The organism is Cryobacterium sp. 10I1 (genome assembly GCF_035019805.1).
GTDB classification, from domain to species: domain Bacteria; phylum Actinomycetota; class Actinomycetes; order Actinomycetales; family Microbacteriaceae; genus Cryobacterium; species Cryobacterium glucosi.
Map to the genome: position 1 here is coordinate 18433 of NZ_JASJVF010000006.1, position 19858 is coordinate 38290.

The 19858-nt window shown below is 66.4% G+C and carries 16 protein-coding genes; 11 read left to right on the plus strand and 5 right to left on the minus strand.

Annotated features, from left to right (window positions below):
• Window positions 1–3: 3 nt before the first annotated feature.
• The 11 genes from uvrB (at window position 4) to QN345_RS01645 (ending at window position 13668) form a co-directional block, all read left to right on the plus strand.
• Window positions 4–2064 carry an excinuclease ABC subunit UvrB gene (uvrB, locus tag QN345_RS01595; protein ID WP_322189704.1) on the plus strand — a complete coding sequence of 687 codons (2061 nt, stop codon included), beginning with the start codon at window positions 4–6 and terminating at the stop codon, window positions 2062–2064.
• 101 nt (window positions 2065–2165) lie between these two features.
• A complete protein-coding gene (uvrA, locus tag QN345_RS01600) occupies window positions 2166–5033 on the plus strand; it encodes an excinuclease ABC subunit UvrA (RefSeq protein ID WP_134448698.1) in 2868 nt (955 codons plus the stop codon).
• Between the two features lie 51 nt (window positions 5034–5084).
• A complete protein-coding gene (gene uvrC / locus QN345_RS01605; protein ID WP_322189703.1) occupies window positions 5085–6986 on the plus strand; it encodes an excinuclease ABC subunit UvrC in 1902 nt (633 codons plus the stop codon).
• 63 nt (window positions 6987–7049) lie between these two features.
• The gene (gene rapZ / locus QN345_RS01610) at window positions 7050–7922 is read left to right on the plus strand and encodes an RNase adapter RapZ (protein ID WP_134448696.1); all 873 of its coding nucleotides are present in this window, start codon (window positions 7050–7052) and stop codon (window positions 7920–7922) included.
• 95 nt (window positions 7923–8017) lie between these two features.
• On the plus strand, window positions 8018–8998 hold the full coding sequence (gene whiA, locus QN345_RS01615) for a DNA-binding protein WhiA (RefSeq protein WP_134448754.1): 981 nt from the start codon (window positions 8018–8020) through the stop codon (window positions 8996–8998).
• A gap of 101 nt (window positions 8999–9099) precedes the next feature.
• Window positions 9100–9726: a superoxide dismutase gene (locus tag QN345_RS01620; RefSeq protein WP_134561132.1), complete on the plus strand. Its 627-nt coding sequence runs from the start codon at window positions 9100–9102 to the stop codon at window positions 9724–9726.
• A gap of 93 nt (window positions 9727–9819) precedes the next feature.
• Entirely contained in the window at window positions 9820–10827 is a 1008-nt protein-coding gene (gap, locus tag QN345_RS01625; protein WP_134448694.1) for a type I glyceraldehyde-3-phosphate dehydrogenase, read from the plus strand.
• A 12-nt stretch (window positions 10828–10839) separates the two neighbouring features.
• A complete protein-coding gene (locus tag QN345_RS01630) occupies window positions 10840–12054 on the plus strand; it encodes a phosphoglycerate kinase (protein WP_322189702.1) in 1215 nt (404 codons plus the stop codon).
• On the plus strand, window positions 12045–12839 hold the full coding sequence (gene tpiA, locus QN345_RS01635; RefSeq protein ID WP_134448692.1) for a triose-phosphate isomerase: 795 nt from the start codon (window positions 12045–12047) through the stop codon (window positions 12837–12839). The genes QN345_RS01630 and tpiA overlap by 10 nt, the downstream gene beginning before the upstream one ends.
• 129 nt (window positions 12840–12968) lie before the next feature.
• Complete coding sequence (gene secG, locus QN345_RS01640; RefSeq protein WP_134448691.1) at window positions 12969–13220, plus strand: preprotein translocase subunit SecG; 252 nt, start codon at window positions 12969–12971, stop codon at window positions 13218–13220.
• 79 nt (window positions 13221–13299) lie between these two features.
• On the plus strand, window positions 13300–13668 hold the full coding sequence (locus QN345_RS01645) for an RNA polymerase-binding protein RbpA (RefSeq protein ID WP_134560126.1): 369 nt from the start codon (window positions 13300–13302) through the stop codon (window positions 13666–13668).
• 72 nt (window positions 13669–13740) lie between these two features.
• Here the strand turns inward: QN345_RS01645 and pgl are convergent, their stop codons facing one another.
• From pgl to tal, 5 genes are all read right to left on the minus strand, one after another.
• A complete protein-coding gene (pgl, locus tag QN345_RS01650; RefSeq protein ID WP_323508379.1) occupies window positions 13741–14511 on the minus strand; it encodes a 6-phosphogluconolactonase in 771 nt (256 codons plus the stop codon).
• Window positions 14508–15473 carry a glucose-6-phosphate dehydrogenase assembly protein OpcA gene (locus QN345_RS01655; protein WP_134448688.1) on the minus strand — a complete coding sequence of 322 codons (966 nt, stop codon included), beginning with the start codon at window positions 15471–15473 and terminating at the stop codon, window positions 14508–14510. The genes pgl and QN345_RS01655 overlap by 4 nt, the downstream gene beginning before the upstream one ends.
• The gene (zwf, locus tag QN345_RS01660; protein WP_323508380.1) at window positions 15470–17011 is read right to left on the minus strand and encodes a glucose-6-phosphate dehydrogenase; all 1542 of its coding nucleotides are present in this window, start codon (window positions 17009–17011) and stop codon (window positions 15470–15472) included. The genes QN345_RS01655 and zwf overlap by 4 nt, the downstream gene beginning before the upstream one ends.
• A 61-nt stretch (window positions 17012–17072) precedes the next feature.
• Window positions 17073–18677 carry a glucose-6-phosphate isomerase gene (locus QN345_RS01665; RefSeq protein WP_322189701.1) on the minus strand — a complete coding sequence of 535 codons (1605 nt, stop codon included), beginning with the start codon at window positions 18675–18677 and terminating at the stop codon, window positions 17073–17075.
• Entirely contained in the window at window positions 18674–19813 is a 1140-nt protein-coding gene (gene tal, locus QN345_RS01670; RefSeq protein ID WP_134448685.1) for a transaldolase, read from the minus strand. The genes QN345_RS01665 and tal overlap by 4 nt, the downstream gene beginning before the upstream one ends.
• Window positions 19814–19858 lie beyond the last annotated feature (45 nt).

Consider the following 19858-nt stretch of genomic DNA (forward strand, 5'->3'; position numbering starts at 1 on the left):
GGGATGGAACCCACGCGATCCGTACATCCCTTTGAGGTCGTGAGCGAATACACGCCGAGCGGCGACCAGCCGACCGCGATCAAAGAACTCGCCGAACGCATCAACGCCGGTGAAACCGACATCGTGCTCCTCGGAGCCACCGGAACCGGCAAGTCCGCGACGACCGCCTGGCTGATCGAACAGGTGCAGCGCCCGACGCTCGTGCTCGCGCACAACAAGACCCTCGCAGCCCAGCTCGTGAACGAGTTCCGCGAGCTGATGCCGAACAACGCCATCGAGTACTTCGTGTCGTACTACGACTACTACCAGCCGGAGGCGTACGTCCCGCAGACGGACACCTTCATCGAGAAGGACTCCTCGATCAACGCCGAGGTCGAGCGGCTCAGGCACTCCACCACGAACTCGCTCCTGAGCCGCCGCGACGTCGTCGTCGTCTCCACCGTGTCCTGCATCTACGGCCTCGGCACACCCGAGGGATACATGGAGGCCATGATCGCCCTCCAGGTGGGCCAGAAGGTCGACCGTGACTGGCTGATCCGCAAGTTCGTTGCGATGCAGTACCAGCGCAACGACGTCGACTTTTCCAGGGGCCACTTCCGGGTGCGCGGCGACACCATCGAGATCATCCCGATGTACGAGGAACTCGCGATCCGGATCGAGATGTTCGGCGATGAGATCGAGGCGCTCTACAGCCTGCACCCGCTCACCGGTGACATCGTCCGCAAGCTCGAATCCGTGTCCGTTTTCCCCGGCTCGCACTACGTCGCGAGCACCGAGACCATGCAGCGGGCCATCGTCACCATTCAGGAAGAACTCGCCGAACGGCTCGGCCAGCTCGAACGGGAAGGCAAACTGCTCGAGGCGCAGCGACTTCGGATGCGCACGACCTTCGACCTCGAGATGATGGAACAGATCGGCTTCTGCTCCGGCATCGAGAACTACTCCCGGCACATCGACCAGCGGTCACCGGGGGAGGCGCCGCACTGTCTCCTCGACTACTTCCCCGACGACTTCCTGATGGTCATCGACGAATCCCATGTCACCGTCCCGCAGATCGGGGCGATGTACGAGGGGGACTCGTCCCGCAAACGCACGCTCGTCGAGCATGGCTTCCGGCTCCCGAGCGCCCTCGACAACCGGCCGCTCAAGTTCAACGAATTCAAGGACAGGGTCGGCCAGACCGTGTACCTGTCCGCCACGCCCGGGAAATACGAGATGGGCATCGCAGACGGCATCGTCGAACAGATCATCCGCCCGACCGGGCTCATCGACCCGCAGATCATCGTCAAGCCGTCCAAGGGACAGATCGACGACCTCCTCGAGGAGATCCACAAGCGCGTCGCACTCAACGAGCGGGTACTCGTCACGACCCTCACCAAGAAGATGGCCGAGGAACTCACGGACTTCCTCACCGAGGCCGGCGTCCGGGTGCGCTACCTGCACTCCGACGTCGACACCCTGCGCCGGGTCGAGCTCCTCACCGAGCTCCGCGCGGGCGTGTACGACGTCCTCGTCGGCATCAATCTCCTCCGGGAGGGCCTCGACCTGCCCGAGGTGTCGCTCGTCGCAATCCTCGACGCCGACAAGGAAGGGTTCCTGCGCTCCGCAACCTCCCTCATCCAGACGATCGGCCGGGCCGCCCGGAACGTCTCCGGCGAGGTGCACATGTACGCCGACCGGCTGACCGCCTCGATGGAACGCGCGATCGACGAGACCGACCGCCGCCGCGAAAAGCAGGTCGCCTACAACACCCTGCACGGCATCGACCCCACTCCGCTCCGCAAACGGATCGCCGACATCACCGACATCCTCGCGCGGGAAGAGGCCGACACCGCCGAGCTCCTCGCCGGTCGCGACGCCCGGCGCAAGGTCGCGGCGACCCCGCTCCGCACCGGCATCGCCGCGAACGGAGCCAACGACCTCGAGTCGATCATCGCCGACCTCAATGGCCAGATGCTCGAGGCCGCGGGCGAGCTCAAGTTCGAACTCGCTGCCCGGCTCCGGGACGAGGTCTCCGAACTCAAACGCGAACTCCGCCAGATGGAGAAGGCCGGGCACATCTGATCAACAACCGCCCAACGTCGCGGTCGGAATTCGAACGTTTGTTCGCTCAGGGCGTGCGTCCGGGGCGCAGGAGTGTCGGTGGCACTCAATAGACTCGAACGGTGTCAATTTCCAAGGTAACGTCCGGGTCCAAGCTCAGTGTCCGCGGTGCGCGTGTGCACAACCTGCACAACGTCGATTTGGAGATCCCCAGGGATTCCCTGGTCGTCTTCACGGGACTGTCCGGTTCGGGCAAGTCCTCACTCGCGTTCGACACCATCTTCGCGGAGGGGCAACGCCGCTACGTCGAGTCGCTCTCCGCGTACGCACGCCAGTTCCTCGGCCAGGTCGACCGGCCGGACGTCGACTTCATTGAGGGGCTCAGCCCCGCCGTCTCGATCGACCAGAAGTCGACCAACCGCAACCCGCGGTCGACTGTCGGCACGATCACCGAGGTCTACGACTACATGCGCCTGCTCTGGGCGCGCATCGGAGTGCCGCACTGCGCCGTCTGCGGCGAGGTCATCCAGGCCCAGACCGTTCAGCAGATCGCCGACCAGCTCATGGAACTTCCGCAGGGCACCCGGTACCAGATCCTGAGCCCGGTCGTCTCCCAGAAGAAGGGCGAGTTCGTCGACCTGTTCAAGGAGCTCGCCGCCGGCGGCTACTCCCGCGCCATGGTCGACGGCACCCAGATCCAGCTCAGCGAACCGCCGACGCTCAAGAAGCAGCTCAAGCACGACATCTCCGTGGTCGTCGACCGCCTCGTCGCGGCGCCGGAACTCCTCAGCCGCCTGACCGACTCCCTCGAGACCGCGCTCAAACTCACCGACGGCATCGTCCAGATCAACTACGTCGACGGGGAGGGTGACGCGGCGTGGCAGAGCTACTCCGAGAAGCTCTCCTGCCCGAACAACCACCCCGTGCAGCTCACCGAGATCGAACCGCGCACCTTCTCCTTCAACGCGCCCTTCGGCGCCTGCCCCGAGTGCTCCGGCCTCGGCACGCGAATGTCCGTCGACCAGGATCTCCTTCTCGGCGACCCTGAGCTCAGCATCGCGGAGGGCGTCGTGCTGCCCTGGACCACCCAGGGCAAGGGACTCTTCCAGTACTACGAGAAGCTGCTCGACGGCCTCGCGCACGACCTCGACTTCTCACTCGACACCCCCTGGGGCGAACTCACGCCCGACGTGCAGAATGCCGTGCTCCGCGGCGACAACTTCGAGGTCCGCGTGAAGTGGAAGAACCGCTACGGCCGTGAGATGAGCTACACCTCCGGCTTCGAAGGCGTCGTGCCGTACATCGAACGCCAGTACCTGCAGGCGGAGTCCGACACCCAGCGGGCCCGCTGGGGCGAGTACCTCCGCGAGATCGACTGCCCGGTCTGCTCGGGCACCCGGCTCAAGCCCGAGGTCCTCGCCGTGCTGATCCACGGCTCCAGCATCGCGGATGTCTGCAACCTGAGCCTCGCGGACGCCCGGTCGTTCATGGACCTGCTCGAACTGACCGACCGTGAGGCCATGATCGCGGCCCAGGTCCTCCGCGAGATCAAGGCGCGGCTGGACTTCCTGATCCGGGTCGGCCTCAACTACCTGAACCTGGCCCGCGCAGCCGCGAGCCTCTCCGGCGGAGAGGCCCAGCGCATCCGTCTGGCCACGCAGATCGGCTCCGGGTTGACCGGGGTGCTCTACGTGCTCGACGAGCCGAGCATCGGCCTGCACCAGCGGGACAACCGGCGACTCATCGAGACCCTCGTCGCCCTCCGCGACCTCGGCAACACCCTCATCGTCGTCGAACACGACGAGGACACCATCAAGATGGCCGACTGGATCGTCGACATCGGTCCCGGCGCCGGCGTGAACGGCGGCCACGTCGTGCACTCCGGCTCCTACGCGAGCCTCCTGGAGAACCGGGAGTCGCTCACGGGAGACTACCTCGCCGGCCGCAAGTCGATAGAGACGCCTGAGACGCGCAGGCCGATCGACCCTGACCGCCAGATCAACGTGATCGGGGCGGAGGCGAACAACCTCAAGAAGGTCTCCGTGACGTTCCCGCTCGGCACCTTCACCGCCGTCACCGGCGTGAGCGGCTCCGGAAAGTCCTCCCTCGTCAACGACATCCTCTACCGGGTGCTCGCCAACCGGCTGAACGGCGCCCGCAAGCTCCCCGGCAAGCACACCAGGGTCACCGGGCTCGAGCAGCTGGACAAGGTCATCCACGTCGACCAGGCCCCGATCGGCCGCACCCCTCGGTCCAACCCGGCGACGTACACGGGCGTGTTCGACAAGATCCGCACCCTCTTCTCGGAGACGATCGAGGCGAAGGCGCGGGGCTACCTGCCCGGCCGGTTCAGCTTCAACGTCAAGGGCGGCCGCTGCGAAGCCTGCTCCGGCGACGGCACGATCAAGATCGAGATGAACTTCCTGCCCGACGTCTATGTCGCGTGCGAGGTCTGCGGGGGAGCGCGGTACAACCGCGACACCCTCACCGTTCACTACAAGGGCAAGAACATCGCCGAGGTCCTCGACATGCCGATCAGCGAGGCTGCGGAATTCTTCGAGCCGATCTCGGCGATCCACCGCTTCCTGAAGACCCTCGTCGAGGTCGGACTCGGCTATGTGCGCCTCGGCCAGAGCGCCACGACGCTCTCCGGAGGTGAGGCGCAGCGCGTCAAGCTCGCCACCGAACTCCAGCGTCGCTCGAACGGCCGCAGCGTCTACGTGCTCGACGAACCCACGACCGGGCTGCACTTCGAAGACGTGCGCAAGCTCCTGCTGGTGCTCAACAGTCTCGTCGACAAGGGCAACACCGTGATCGTGATCGAGCACAACCTCGACGTGATCAAATCGGCCGACTGGGTGATCGACCTCGGGCCGGAGGGCGGGTCCGGCGGCGGGCGCGTGCTCGCGACCGGAACACCGGAGCACATCGCGACCGTCAAGAAGAGCCACACGGGCACCTTCCTCAAAGAGATCCTGGCGGCGCGCTAAAATTCTGTTCGGCCGGTTTCTGTCCGGCGCGGGGAAGTACCAGGAGAGTTCATGTCGGACGCGTTGAGCTATCGGCCGAAGGCGGGGGAGATCCCCACGGTCCCTGGCGTGTACCGCTTTCGCGACGAGACCGGGCGGGTGCTCTACGTCGGCAAGGCCAAGAACCTGCGCGCCCGCCTCAGCAACTACTTCGCGCCGCTCAGCAGCCTGCACGAGCGCACCCGGCGCATGGTCACGACGGCCGCGTCCGTCGAGTGGACCACAGTCGGAACCGAGGTCGAGGCCCTCCAGCTCGAATGGACCTGGATCAACGAGTTCGACCCGCCGTTCAACGTGCAGTTCAAGGACGACAAGTCCTACCCGTACCTCGCCGTGACCCTCGCAGACGAGGCGCCGCGCGCCCTCGTCACCCGCACCACCGGCATCCGCGGCGCGCGTTATTTCGGCCCGTACCCCAAGGTCTGGGCCGTTCACGAGACGATCGACCTGATGCTCAAGGCCTTCCCGATCCGCACCTGCAACAACGCCAACTACAAACGCGCCATGCAATCGGGGAAACCGTGTTTCGCCGGTCAGATCGGCCGCTGCTTCGGCCCGTGCTCCCAGAAGGTCTCGATCGAGGAGCACCGCGTCATCGTCGACGAATTCGTGAGTTTCATGGCGAGCCAGGACCGCACCATGATCAACCGACTGACCAACGAGATGAAGGCCGCTGCCCTCGGCCAGCAGTACGAGCTCGCGGCCAAACGGCGGGACCAGGTCAAGGCGCTCACGAACGTGCTCGAGAAGAGTGCGGTCGTGCTGCGTGACAACGTCGACATCGACCTGTTCGCCGTCGAGGAGGACGAGCTCGCTGCGGCTGTGCAGCTGTTCATCGTGCGCGGCGGCCGGATCCGCGGTGTCCGCGGCTGGGTCGTCGACAAGGAGCTGGACCTGACAACAGGGGAGCTGATCGATTCCCTGCTGCAGACCGCATACTCCAGGGACGCCGTGCCGCCGCGGGAGGTCGTCGTCCCGTTGCTTCCTGACGACTCCGCAGCGCTCGAAGAATGGCTCGGCGGCATCGCCGGGCGCAAGGTGCACCTCGTGGCCGCCCAGCGCGGCGAGAAGGCCGCTCTGCTCGCGACGGCCACCCAGAACGCACGGCAGGCACTGATGCTCTACAAGACCCGCCGCAGCTCCGACTTCGTCGCACGCTCCAAGGCGCTCGAGGACATCCAGGAGGCGCTCGGTATGGACTCGGCGCCGCTCCGAATGGAGTGTTATGACGTCTCGCACCTGAGCGGCACGAACATCGTCGCCTCGATGGTGGTCTTCGAAGACGGGCTTCCACGCACGGACGAATACCGGCGCTTCAGCATCCCGGAGTCCACAGACGACACCGACTCGATCTACCGCACCCTGACCAGGCGCCTCGCCTACCTCGTGCCAGACGACGGCCCTGCAACGGATGCCGGCACGGAGCCCGCACCGGATCCCGCGGGTGCGTCGCCGGACTCGCCGGCCAGACGCAAGAAGTTCCGGTACCAGCCGAACCTCCTGATCGTCGACGGCGGCCAGCCGCAGGTCGCTGCGGCGGCCAGGGCGCTTCGCGAATCCGGGGTCATCGGCATCCAGCTGTGCGGCATCGCCAAGCGCCTCGAGGAGATCTGGCTGCCGGACTCGGACTATCCCGTCATCCTGCCGCGCAACAGCGACGCACTCTTCCTCATCCAGCGGATCCGGGACGAGGCCCACCGCTTCGCGATCACCCACCAGCGCGCCCGCCGCAAACGCGACATCGCAACGGTCCTCGGCGAGATCGCCGGCCTCGGCCCGGCACGGGTCAAAGTGCTGTTGCAGCATTTCGGATCCGTCGCCCGGCTCAAAGAGGCCCCCATCGAGGCAATCGCGGAGGTCCGCGGCATCGGACCAGGCCTCGCGGCGACGATCCACCAGCACTTTCGCGCCTGAAACCGATCTCGGTCGGTAGGCTGGACTGACAGGCCCACCACCGACAGAAGGCGCACCCCCAGGATGACGGAGAACGACAAGCAGGAAATGCTTATCGTCACGGGAATGTCCGGGGCCGGGCGTTCGACAGTGGCCAACGCCCTCGAAGACCTCGGCTGGTACGTCGTCGACAACCTTCCGCCGCAAATGCTGCGCCCGCTCGTCGAACTCGCCGGCAAGGCGGGCACGAGCCTGCCCAAGATCGCCGCCGTCGTGGACATCCGCGGCCGTGACTTCTTCGCGGACTTCCAGGAGATCGTGCAGTCCCTCCGCAACGGCTCCCAGTTGCGCGTGATCTTTCTCGAGGCCAGGGACGACGTCCTCGTGCGGCGTTTCGAGTCCGTGCGCCGTCCGCATCCGCTGCAGGGCGACGGCACCATCCTCGATGGCATCGACGCCGAACGCACCCGGTTGCGCGCCGTCCGTGAATCGTGCGACATGGTCATCGACACGTCCGACCTCAACATCCACCAGCTCGCGACGACCATCAGCGAACGCTTCGCGGCCGAAGATGCCGCAGGCGTGCACGTCACGGTCATGAGTTTCGGCTTCAAGTACGGTCTTCCCACGGATGTCGACATGGTCGCCGATGTCCGCTTCCTGCCGAATCCGTTCTGGGTGCCCGAACTCCGCTCCCACACCGGACAGGACCCCGAAGTGCGGGACTACGTGCTGGCCCAGGAAGGCGCCCTGGACTTCATCGAGCACTACTCCCTGGCGCTCGCACCGGTGCTGGCGGGCTACCAGCGCGAGAACAAACGCCACGCCACCATCGCCATCGGCTGTACGGGCGGCAAGCATCGCTCGGTGGCGATGGCCCGCGAAATCGCTCGCCGGATCGGCGATCTGCCCGGAGTCGCGATAAGCCTCAAGAATCGCGACCTCGGCCGGGAGTAAGACCCCGCCCGGTGCGCCGCCCCGCGGGCTGCGCCGGGCCACACAGACCACAGACCGACCCATTTTGGGGTCAGTACGACAGAATGGACAAACGATTGGCACTCACGGCCGACGTCAAAGATGAACTTGCACGGGTTGACGTGTCGAAGACCACGGTGCGGGCGGCGGAGCTCGCGACGATCCTGCGATTCTCCGGCGGCCTGCACATGATCAACAGCCGGATCGCGATCGAATCCGAGCTCGACACCGCACTCCTCGCCCGCCGGGTGCGGAAGGACCTCGCCGAACTCTACGGCGTCCGCAGCGAAGTCTCCGTGATTTCGGCATCCGGCCTGCGCCGCACCAGCCACTTCCTGGTGCGCGTGCTCGATGGGGGAGAAACCCTGGCCAGACAGACCGGCCTGCTCGACGCCCGGCGACGCCCCATCCGAGGTCTGCCGAACCGGCTGACCACGGGGTCCAAGGAAGAGATCGCCGCCGTCTGGCGCGGTGCGTTCCTCGCGAACGGCTCCCTCACCGATCCCGGTCGCTCGGCGGCCCTCGAAGTGACCTGCCCGGGCAACGAGGCCGCGATGGCCCTCGTCGGTACGGCCGGTCGACTCGGCGTCGTCGCCAAGGCCCGTGAGGTGCGGGGCGTGCACCGGGTCGTGATCCGCGACGGCGACGCCATCGGCGCCATGCTCGTGCACATGGGTGCGGCGGAGACCGTGCTCAACTGGGAAGCGCTCCGACAGCGCCGTGAGGTGCGCGCAACGGCCAACCGCCTCGTCAATTTCGACGACGCCAACCTCCGCCGCAGCGCGCAGGCCGCCGTTGCGGCGTGCGCCCGCGTGCAGCGCGCGATGGAAATCCTCGGCAGCGATATTCCGGAACACCTCCGTTACGCAGGCGAGTTGCGCCTCTCGTTCCGCGACTCCAGCCTCGACGAACTGGGCCACCACGCCGATCCGCCCATGACGAAGGACGCCGTCGCCGGACGCATCCGCCGCTTGCTCGCCATGGCGGACAAAAAGGCCGTCGACCTCGGGATCCCCGGAACCGATGCGAACCTTCCGGCTGACCTCGACGATGTTTGAGGCCCCCTCGTCAGCGGGGCACCCTGACCTGAGTAGACTTGAAACGTCGCTTACACACTCGTGGCGGAGTACTTCGCGCCAACTCGACAGAGGAGATATGAATGGCTGAATACACTTTGCCCGCTCTCGCCTATGACTACTCGGCGCTCGCGCCGAGCATCAGCGGCACCATCATGGAACTTCACCACAGCAAGCACCACCAGGCCTACGTGACCGGCGCGAACACCGCCCTCGCGCAGCTTGCGGAAGCTCGCGACTCCGGCCAGCTGGCCAACGTCAACAAGCTTGAAAAAGACCTCGCCTTCAACCTCGGCGGTCACGTCAACCACTCCATCTTCTGGACCAACCTCTCCCCGGACGGCGGCGACAAGCCCACAGGCGAGCTTGCGAGCGCCATCGAGGACTTCTTCGGTTCCTTCGACAAGTTCCAGGCGCACTTCACGGCGGCAGCCCTCGGTGTGCAGGGATCCGGCTGGGCGGTGCTCGCCTGGGATTCGATCGGGCAGCGCCTGATCATCCAGCAGTTCTTCGACCAGCAGTCGAACTTCGCAGCCGGCACGATTCCGGTACTCATGCTCGACGTCTGGGAGCACGCGTACTACCTCGACTACCGCAACGTGCGTGCGGACTACGTGAAGGCATTCTGGAACATCGTCAACTGGGCGAACGTCCAGGACCGATTCACGATCGCTCGCGAAAAGACCAACGGGCTTCTGCTGCTCTCATAGCGCAGCCGTAGGACGGGCCCCGTGAGGGGCCCGTCCCCCGTGTATTTCACCCACAAGAAACCGCGCTTCGGCGCACAAGATTAGGAGACATTCGTGTCTGTAAAGATCGGTATTAATGGCTTTGGCCGCATTGGCCGCAATTATCTTCGCGCCGCCCTGGCGCAGGGCAGCGACATCGAGATCGTCGCCGTCAACGACCTGACCGACACGAAGACGTTGGCCCACCTTCTTAAATATGACTCCATCACCGGACGCCTGAACGCCACCGTTTCCGTCGAGGGCGACTCCATCCTCGTCAACGGCAAGCCGATTAAGGTTCTCGCCGAGCGCGACCCGGCCAACCTTCCCTGGGGCGCCCTGGGCGTCGACATCGTCATCGAGTCCACCGGCCGCTTCACCAAGGCAGAGGATGCGCGCAAGCACATCACCGCAGGCGCCAAGAAGGTCATCGTTTCCGCTCCCGCCTCAGGCGACGCAGCGACGATCGTCATGGGTGTCAACGAGCAGGACTACGACCCGGCCAAGTTCGACATCATCTCCAACGCGTCCTGCACCACGAACTGCCTCGCGCCCTTGGCCAAGGTCTTCAACGACAACTTCGGCATCAAGTCCGGCCTGATGACGACGATCCACGCGTACACCGCCGACCAGAACCTCCAGGACGGCCCGCACTCCGACCTGCGTCGCGCCCGCGCCGCAGCCATCAACATCATCCCGACCTCGACCGGTGCGGCCAAGGCCCTCGGCATCGTCCTCCCCGAGCTCAAGGGCAAGCTTGACGGCTTCGCACTGCGCGTTCCGGTTCCCACCGGTTCCATCACCGACCTCACCGTCATCGCGGAGCGCCCCGTCACGATCGAAGCGATCAAGGCTGCCTACAAGGCTGCTGCGGAGTCCGGTCCCCTCAAGGGCATCCTGATGTACACGGAGGACGAGATCGTCTCCAGCGACATCGTGACGGACCCGCACTCCTCGATCTTCGACGCCGGCCTGCTGCGCGTCATCGGCGACCAGGTCAAGCTGTCGTCCTGGTACGACAACGAGTGGGGCTACTCCAACCGCATGGTTGACCTCACCGCGCTCGTCGCCAAGAGCCTGTAGCAGGGGCCCGCAGTGACGCTTCGTACAATCGAATCGCTGGGGCTGCTCACCGGAAAACGCGTCATCGTCCGCTGTGACCTGAACGTGCCGTTGAAAGACGGCGAGATCACGGACGATGGTCGCGTTCGCGCGTCCCTCCCGACCATCAAGGCGCTGCTCGAACAGGGCGCCCGCGTGGTCATCGTCTCCCACCTTGGACGGCCGAAGGGTGCACCGGAAGAGAAGTACAGCCTCGCGCCCGTCGCAGTGCGCCTTGCGCAACTGCTCGGACACGACGTCGCCTTCGCGACCGACACCGTCGGTGACGCCGCAAAGGCCGCCGTCGGCGCGCTGTCCAACGGCGACGTCGTCGTGCTCGAAAACCTCCGGTTCAACCCGGGGGAGACGAGCAAGGTCGACGCAGAGCGGGTCGCCTTCGCGACCGAGCTCGCCGCCCTCGGCGACGTCCTCGTGTCTGACGGCTTCGGCGTCGTTCACCGCAAGCAGGCAAGCGTGTACGACCTGGCAGCAATCCTGCCGAGCGCTGCCGGCCTGCTGATCGCTGCCGAGCTCGACGTGCTCGACCGTCTCACCGAAAAGCCGGAGGCGCCGTACACGGTCGTCCTCGGCGGCTCGAAGGTGTCGGACAAGCTCGGCGTGATCGGTCACCTCCTGCCGCGGGTCAACTCGCTGCTCGTCGGTGGCGGAATGCTCTTCACCTTCCTCGCAGCTCAGGGCCACAAGGTGGGCGCAAGCCTGCTCGAGGCCGACCAGATCGAAACCGTTCGCGGTTACCTGGTCGAGGCCGAGCGCCTGGGCGTGAAGATCGTCCTGCCGACGGATGTCGTCGTCGCCTCCAAATTCGGAGCTGACGCCGAGCACGTGGTCACCGCTGCCGACTCGATCGAGGACACCGCATTCGGTGCCACCGGTCTGGGCCTCGACATCGGACCGGACACGGCGGCGGCATTCGCCGCGATCATCCGCGCATCGAAGACGGTGTTCTGGAACGGCCCCATGGGCGTGTTCGAGCTCGCACCGTTTGCTGAGGGCACCCGTGTGGTGGCCGCCGCACTCACAGAGGTTGACGGTCTCAGCGTCGTCGGAGGTGGCGATTCCGCCGCCGCCGTGCGCACGCTCGGATTCACGGACGACCAGTTCGGTCACATTTCTACCGGTGGCGGCGCGAGCCTTGAGTTCCTCGAAGGCAAGCGTCTCCCAGGACTGGAGGTCCTCGGATGGCAGTAAACACTCAGCGCACCCCGCTGATTGCAGGCAATTGGAAGATGAACCTGGATCACCTCCAGGCCATCGCGTTCGTGCAGAAGCTCGCCTGGAACCTCAAGGACGCCAAGCACGACTTCGCGGCCGTCGAGGTTGCGGTGTTCCCGCCGTTCACCGACCTTCGCTCCGTGCAGACGCTCGTGTCAGCCGACAAGCTGCCCGTCGTCTTCGGCGCGCAGGACGTCTCGGCGCACGATTCCGGCGCCTTCACGGGTGAGATCTCCGGCGCGTTCCTCGCTCAGCTCGAGTGCACGTACGTGCTCATCGGGCACTCCGAGCGTCGCACGCTGCACGGTGAGAACGACGAGGAGGTGGCCGCGAAGGTCACCGCCGCCGTCAAGCACGGACTCGTTCCGATCATCTGCGTCGGCGAGACCGCCGCGGACCTGGAACTGCACGGTCCGAGCGCCGTCCCTGTCGCCCAGCTGCGCACCGCACTGTCCGGCATCGACAGCGCGGCCGACATCGTAGTGGCATACGAGCCCGTGTGGGCCATCGGCTCCGGCCAGGCGGCAACGCCTGAGCAGGCCGAACAGGTCGCAGCCCAGCTGCGCCTGGTCCTCAGCGAGACCCTCGGACAGGATGTGGCCGACAAGACCCGCATCCTCTACGGCGGTTCCGTGAAGGGCGTCAACATCGCGGGCTACATGCGCGAACCCAACGTCGACGGAGCGCTCGTCGGCGGGGCAAGCCTGGATATCGACGAGTTCTCGAGCATCGTCCGATTCCAGAAGCACGTGGGCGTCTAGCCCGAAGTTCCACCTGATATCACCGCTCCAGCCCGCCACCCCGACCAGGGGAGGCGGGCTGGTTCGTCAGTCAGGCTATGATGATCACTGATCCCGGTGGAGAAACTCCACCATTCTGAAAGGTTTCGCGTGCAGATTCTCCAGGTCGTGTTGCAGGTTGTCCTCGGACTGACGAGCCTCCTGCTCACCATGCTCATCCTCCTGCACAAGGGCCGTGGTGGTGGCCTCTCCGATATGTTCGGTGGCGGCGTCACCTCGAACCTCGGCGCCTCCGGCGTTGCGGAACGAAACCTCAATCGCATCACCGTGATCCTCGCCGTCCTCTGGATCGCGTGCATCGTCGTCCTGGGCCTCATCACCAAGTTCGACACGGCACTGTAACTCCCTCACACCCCCTTCGCTTTTCCCACACCCGTGGCCGTGCGGCCACAAGCACAATCGCCTTTCATGGAGGAACACAATGGCATCTGGTGGCAGCGCAATTCGTGGATCCAGGGTCGGAGCCGGCCCCATGGGGGAGCAGGACCGCGGTTTCCAGGCGGACCGGATCCGCGTCTCCTACTGGGACGCTCTCGGCAACGAGACCGTCCGCTACTTCGCGGCGAACCTGCCCGATGATGAAATCCCCGAGACGATCGACTGCCCGTCCTCTGGGCTTCCGGCCGGCCGCGACAAGGAGAACCCGCCGTCCGTCGTGAAGCTCGAACCGTACAAGACGCACCTCGCCTACGTAAAGGAGCGCCGCACGGAAGAGGAAGCGGACTCCCTTCTCGAGGAAGCCCTGCTGCAGCTGCGCATTCGCCGCGGCAAGCTCTCCGCCACCAACTAGCTCCGGTCCTTTCGTCCATCGGACACGAAAAAGCCCCGACCTCGGTCGGGGCTTTTTCGTGCGCGAACGGTGTCAGAACGACGACGCGGTCAGGTTCTCCGGTACCTCTGCGGCCGCTTCCCGGTCCACGAAGAAGTTCGTGTAGCGGCGCCCCTTGATGCCCGCAACAGGAACCTCGTCCCTGCTGGCACCGGCGAGTGCGAGCCCGAGGGCGGATGCCTTGTCCGGCCCTGCGAGGACCAGCCAGATGCAGCGCGACGAGTTCAGGGCAGGGCGGCTCAGGGTGAGCCGTTCGGCCGGGGGCTTGGGGGAGTTGCGCACCGTGAGCACGCTCGCGGTGTCCTCGCGGATTCCCGGGAGGTGCGGGAACAGCGAGGCGATGTGCCCGTCCGGGCCGACGCCGAGGAAGGTGATATCGAAGCGCGGCAGCACGGTTCCGTCGTTCGAGGCTGCCTCGAGCTCCTCCGCATAGGCCGCTCCGGCCGCGTCGAGGTCGAGCGGTCCGTCGGAGGACGCAAACGGGTGGATGTTCTCCGCGGGGATGTCGAGGTGGTCGAGGAGTGCGGTACGGGCCTGGAGTTCGTTGCGTTCCGGGTCGGCGTACGGCAACCAGCGTTCGTCGCCCCACCAGAAGTTCACGTGCTCCCAGTCGACGGTGTCCCTGGCCGCGGAAGCGTTGACAGCGTCGAGCACCTCTGTCGCGACCCTTCCCCCGGTGAGGACGACATGGATGTCGCCCTCCTCGTGGAGGAGGTCGACCGCGGTGGTGATGAATCGTGCCGCGACCGATGCGGCGAGGGCCGCCCGGTCTGCATGCACTAGTACGCGTCGTTCGTGTGTCACGGTCGTCCTCCGGTTTTGTCTGCAACCGCGTCCAGGTTCGGCAGTCCGCGGGTGATCACTTCACCATACAACTCGTCGGGATCGAGCCGGCGAAGCTCGTCGCTGAGGCAATCCCGGAGGCTGCGGCGCTTGAGGGTGAGGTCCTGCACGGGCTGGCCGGGCTGGGTGAGGGTTGCGATGCCCGGCAGTTCACGCTCGAGCGAGATCACACCGGATGCCCGGGTGAAGTGCACGCCGTGGATTCCGCTCGCTTTGGCCCCACCGGTGAACTCGTAGTCGACGTCCACGGCGAGCTGGAGCTGCAGCCAGGCGGCGAGCAGCGTCGTCGAGGGGGAGTCGGCCGCGCCGGAGACCTGGACGGCTGTGACGGCCTCGTACGGCGGCTGGTCGAGAACGGCGGCGAGCTGTGCCCGCCAGAGCGTGAGCCGCGTCCAGGCGAAGTCGGTGTCGCCGGGGCGGTACGAGGAGCACAGCCGGTGCAGGGCGGCCTGCGGGTCCGGCTGGGCGGAGGAATCCGTGATCCGCCGGTAGGCGAGGCGCCCGAGCGGAGAGTCCGCCGGGATGACGGGGGCGACGCCCGGCCACCACGTCACGACGGGGGCATCGGGCAGCAGGAGGCCTGTGACCAGGCTCTCCGGGTCGCTCGCGGCTTCGCCGTACGCGCGCAGCACGATGACTTCGCTCGCCCCGGCGTCTCCGCCGACGCGGATCTCCGCGTCGACCTTCGCGTCGACGGGGGTCTCCGATTCGGTTTCTTCCTGGGTGGAGACGACGATGACGCGCATCGGATGTTCACGGGATGCGTCGTTTGCGGCCTCGATGGCCTCCTCCTCGCGTCCCATGGTCGACGCGATGATCAGGGTCAGCACCCGGCCGAGGGCGACGGCGCCGCCCTCTTCCCGGATGCGGACGAGGGCCTTCGAGATCTTCGAGGTGTTCGTGTCTGGCAGATCGACGATCATGGGCGCCTCCATTGACGGCCGTCCCTGGCCAAGAGCTCGTCCGCGGACGAGGGGCCCCAGGTTCCGGGGCGGTACTGTTCGGGCTGGCCCTGCTCGGACCAGAACTTCTCGACCGGGTCGAGGATCTTCCACGAGAGTTCGACCTCTTCGTGACGGGGGAACAACGGCGGGTCGCCGAGGAGCACGTCGAGGATCAACCGTTCGTACGCCTCCGGGCTCGCCTCGGTGAAGGCATGGCCATAGCCGAAGTCCATCGTGACGTCGCGCACCTGCATGCCGACGCCGGGGACCTTGGAGCCGAAGCGGATCGTGACGCCCTCGTCGGGCTGCACCCGGATCACGAGTGCATTGGATCCGAGGGCAGCCGTGTTCTCCTTGGCGAACAGATGCTGGGGGGCGCGCTTGAACACGACAGCGATCTCGGTCACCCTGCGGCCGAGTCGCTTGCCTGCCCGCAGATAGAACGGCACGCCGGACCAGCGGCGCGTCTCGATGGTGAGGCGCAGCGCCGCGTAGGTTTCCGTGAGCGACTCCGGGTCCATTCCGTCCTCTTCGAGGAATCCGAGAACCTTCTCACCGCCCTGCCAACCGCCGGCGTACTGGCCGCGGGCGGTTCCGGTCGCGAGGTTGTCCGGGAGCCGGACGGATGCGAGGACCTTCTCCTTCTCGGTGCGCAGGTCGGCCGCGTCGAAGGAGATGGGCTCCTCCATCGCCGTGAGGGCGAGGAGCTGCAGGAGGTGGTTCTGGATCACGTCCCTGGCGGCACCGATTCCGTCGTAGTAGCCCGCGCGTCCTCCGACGCCGATGTCCTCGGCCATCGTGATCTGCACGTGGTCGACGTTGTTCGAGTTCCAGATCGGTTCGTAGAGCTGGTTCGCGAAGCGCAGCGCGAGGATGTTCTGCACCGTCTCTTTGCCCAGATAGTGGTCGATCCGGAACACGGAGTCGGGCGGGAACACGGATTCGACGACGTCGTTGAGCTCACGGGCGGTTTTCAGGTCGCTGCCGAAGGGCTTTTCGACCACGACACGACGCCACTGGCCGTCCTTCTGCTCGGCGAGGCCGGACCGGCGCAACTGGCCGACGACCTGCGGGAACGCCTTCGGCGGGATCGACAGGTAGAACGCATGGTTGCCCATCGTGCCCCGCTCGCGGTCGAGCTCGGCGATGGTGTCCTTGAGCCGTTCGAAGGAGTCGTCGTCGTCGAAGGTGCCCTGCACGAAGCGGATGCCCTCGGAGAGCTGGGCCCAGACATCCTCGTTGAACTCGGTGCGGGCATACTGCTTGACCGAGTCGTGGACCACTTGGGAGAAGTCCTCGTCGTCCCAGTCGCGCCTCGCGAAGCCGACGAGGGCGAATCCGGGCGGAAGGAGTCCGCGGTTGGCGAGGTCGTAGACCGCGGGCATGAGTTTCTTCCGGGACAGGTCGCCGGTTACGCCGAAGATCACGAGGCTCGAGGGCCCCGCGATGCGATTCAGACGGTAATCAGAGGACGACCGCAGCGGATTGAACTCCGGGGTGATTTCCACCGGGGACATGCAACTCCTTTTCTGTGGCAACGAGGCCCGCCGGAGCAGGCCCCGCTGCAGGGGACGACTTCTACTTGAGGGCGCCGAACAGGGCGGCGATATTCGCCGCGGGGTCGGTGAGAGTGAGGGTGAGCACCGGACGGCCGTGCTGAGCGAGAACACTCGCGTCGCCGCTGGCCTGCGCCTGAATGAGTTCGCCGAAGGTGAACGGACGATCCGGAATCGACAGGTCCTCCTGTGCGGTCGCGAGGATCTGCAGGAACACACCGGATGGCTGACCGCCCTTGTGGAGCTGGCCGGTCGAGTGCAGGAACCGGGGGCCCCAGCCGAATGTGACGGGACGTTTCGAGAGCTTCGCGACCAGGTCACGGATGCCGGCGAGCTGTGGCAGCTCGAGGCGGTTCACGTAGGCCTGGACGGAGACGTACCCGTCGGGGCCGAGCTCCTCGAGGAGCGCGTCGATCGCTGAGGCGAGGTCGCTCGCCGCGCCGATGACGTGTGCGGTGCCGCGCACCTCGATGCCGTCGGAGATGAACGCCGCGGGCGCCGGCTCGGGTCGGCCGTCGAGCAGCGCGCGGGTGGCGACCTTGGCTGCCTCCACGTCCGGTTGGTCGAAGGGGTTGATCCCGAGCAGCCGTCCAGCGACCACGGTGGCGTATTCCCAGACCAGGAATTGTGCGCCGAGGGTGCCGCTCACGCGGATCTCATCGGTGCCGTCCGCGGGAAAGATCGTGGTGCCCGCGTCCTCGACGAGGCGCAGGACCTGCAGGTCCGGGAGGTTCTCGGTGAGTTCGGGGGCGCCGAGCTCGAGGACAACGGGGAGGATTCCGGTGCCGATCTTGCCGGTCGACTCCGCGATGAGCTGTTCCGCCCAGTCAGGTAACCCGACGATGTGGGTGCCGTCTGCGACGAGCGCGAGCTTGTCACGCCGTGGCTCCGTCGCAGCGATCGCGGCGCCGAGGATGAGCCCGGGGTTTTCCGGGCTGTCGACCGCGAGCGCGAGCGAAACGGCCTCCGCCTCGTCGAGCAGCTCACCGATGTCGACGCCGGCGAGTCCCGATGGAACCAGCCCGAACGCGGTGAGCACGGAGAAACGTCCTCCCACGGTCGGGTCCGCGTTGAAGACGCGGTAGCCGGCCGCCCGAGCGGAGGTGTCGAGCGGCGAACCGGGGTCGGTCACGACGACGATGCGGCCGATGGGGTCGATGCCGGCTTCCCGGAAGGCGCGTTCGAACACGCGACACTGGCTGTCGGTCTCCGCGGTCGACCCGGACTTCGAGGAGACGACCAGCGCCGTCTCCGCGAGGTGGTCGTCGAGGGCCGCGAGTACCTGGCCGGGGTCGGTCGAGTCGAGCACGGTCAACGCGACGCCGACCGTGCGGGTGATGACCTCCGGTGCGAGCGAGGAACCGCCCATGCCGGCGAGCGCGATCCGGGTGACACCGGCCGAGGCCAGGGTCGCCCGGAGAGCGAGGATCTCCGGGACGAGCGGGCGTGAAACGGCAACGGACTCGGTCCAGCCGAGACGCTTGGCCGCCTCGGACTCGGCCTCAGGGCCCCACAGTGCGGGGTCGAGGGCCGTGATCCCCGAGGCGACCAGGTCGGACACCAGGGTGGGAACGGTTCGGCGTGCCGCATCGGCCGCCGCCCCGGTCACCGCGATGCGGAAACTCACAGGGCCGACGGGGCTTCCGCGTTGTTCTTGGCTGCGTCCAGGGCAACCGTCACGGTGTCGAGGAGTTCGTTCCAGGAAATGATGAACTTCGCAACGCCCTCGGACTCGAGGACCTGCGTGACGTCGACGTAGGAAACGCCTTCGTTCGCAAGGGCGTCGAGGACAGCGTTCGCCTCGTCGTATGCGCCCGTGATCGAGTCCGCCGGGATGACCCCGTGGTCGAAGGTCGCGTCGAGGGTCTTCTCCGGCATGGTGTTGACGACCTCGGGCGCGACGAGGTTCGTCACGTAGAGGGTGTCGGGGAGCGCTGCATCCTTGACGCCCGTCGACGCCCAGAGCGGACGCTGCTTGTTGGCGCCGGCCGCGAGGAGGCCGAGGGCGCGCTCGGTGGAGAAGGCCTGCTGGAAGACCTCGTATGCGAGCTGCGCGTTCGCGACGCCGGCCTTGCTCTTGAGGGCGATCGCCGTCTCGGTGCCGATGGCCTCGAGGCGCTGGTTGATCTCGGTGTCGACGCGGGAGACGAAGAAGGACGCGACGGAGTGGATCGTGCTCAGGTCGATCCCGGCGGCCTTGGCCTTTTCGAGGCCGGACAGGTACGCGTTGATGACCTCGCGGTGACGCTGCAGGCTGAAGATCAGGGTGACGTTCACGCTGATGCCGAGGGCGATCGTCGCGGTGATGGCCTCGAGGCCCTCGATGGTCGCGGGGATCTTGATCATGGCGTTGGGGCGGTTGACCTTGGCCCACAGCTCCTGGGCCTGGGCGACGGTTCCGGCGGCGTCGTGGGCGAGGCCGGGCTCGACCTCGATCGAGACGCGGCCGTCGACACCGTTGGTGCGGTCGTAGACGGGACGGAAGATGTCGCTCGCTGCGGTGACGTCGTCGGTCGTGATCTCGAAGACGGCTTCCTGCACGGTCGCGCCGGACGCGGCGAGGGCGGCGACCTGGTCGACGTAGGCTTCGCCCTTGCTGAGCGCGCCGGCGAAGATGGTCGGGTTCGTCGTGACGCCGACGACGTTCCTGGTGTCGATGAGGTCCTGCAGCCCGCCGGAGGCGATGCGCTGGCGGGAGAGGTCGTCGAGCCAGATGCTGACGCCGGCGGCGGAGAGCTCGGCGGTGGGGGTGGTATCGGTCATGGGGACAATCTCCTTGTGATACATGGTGTGTGACGTGTGCGGGAG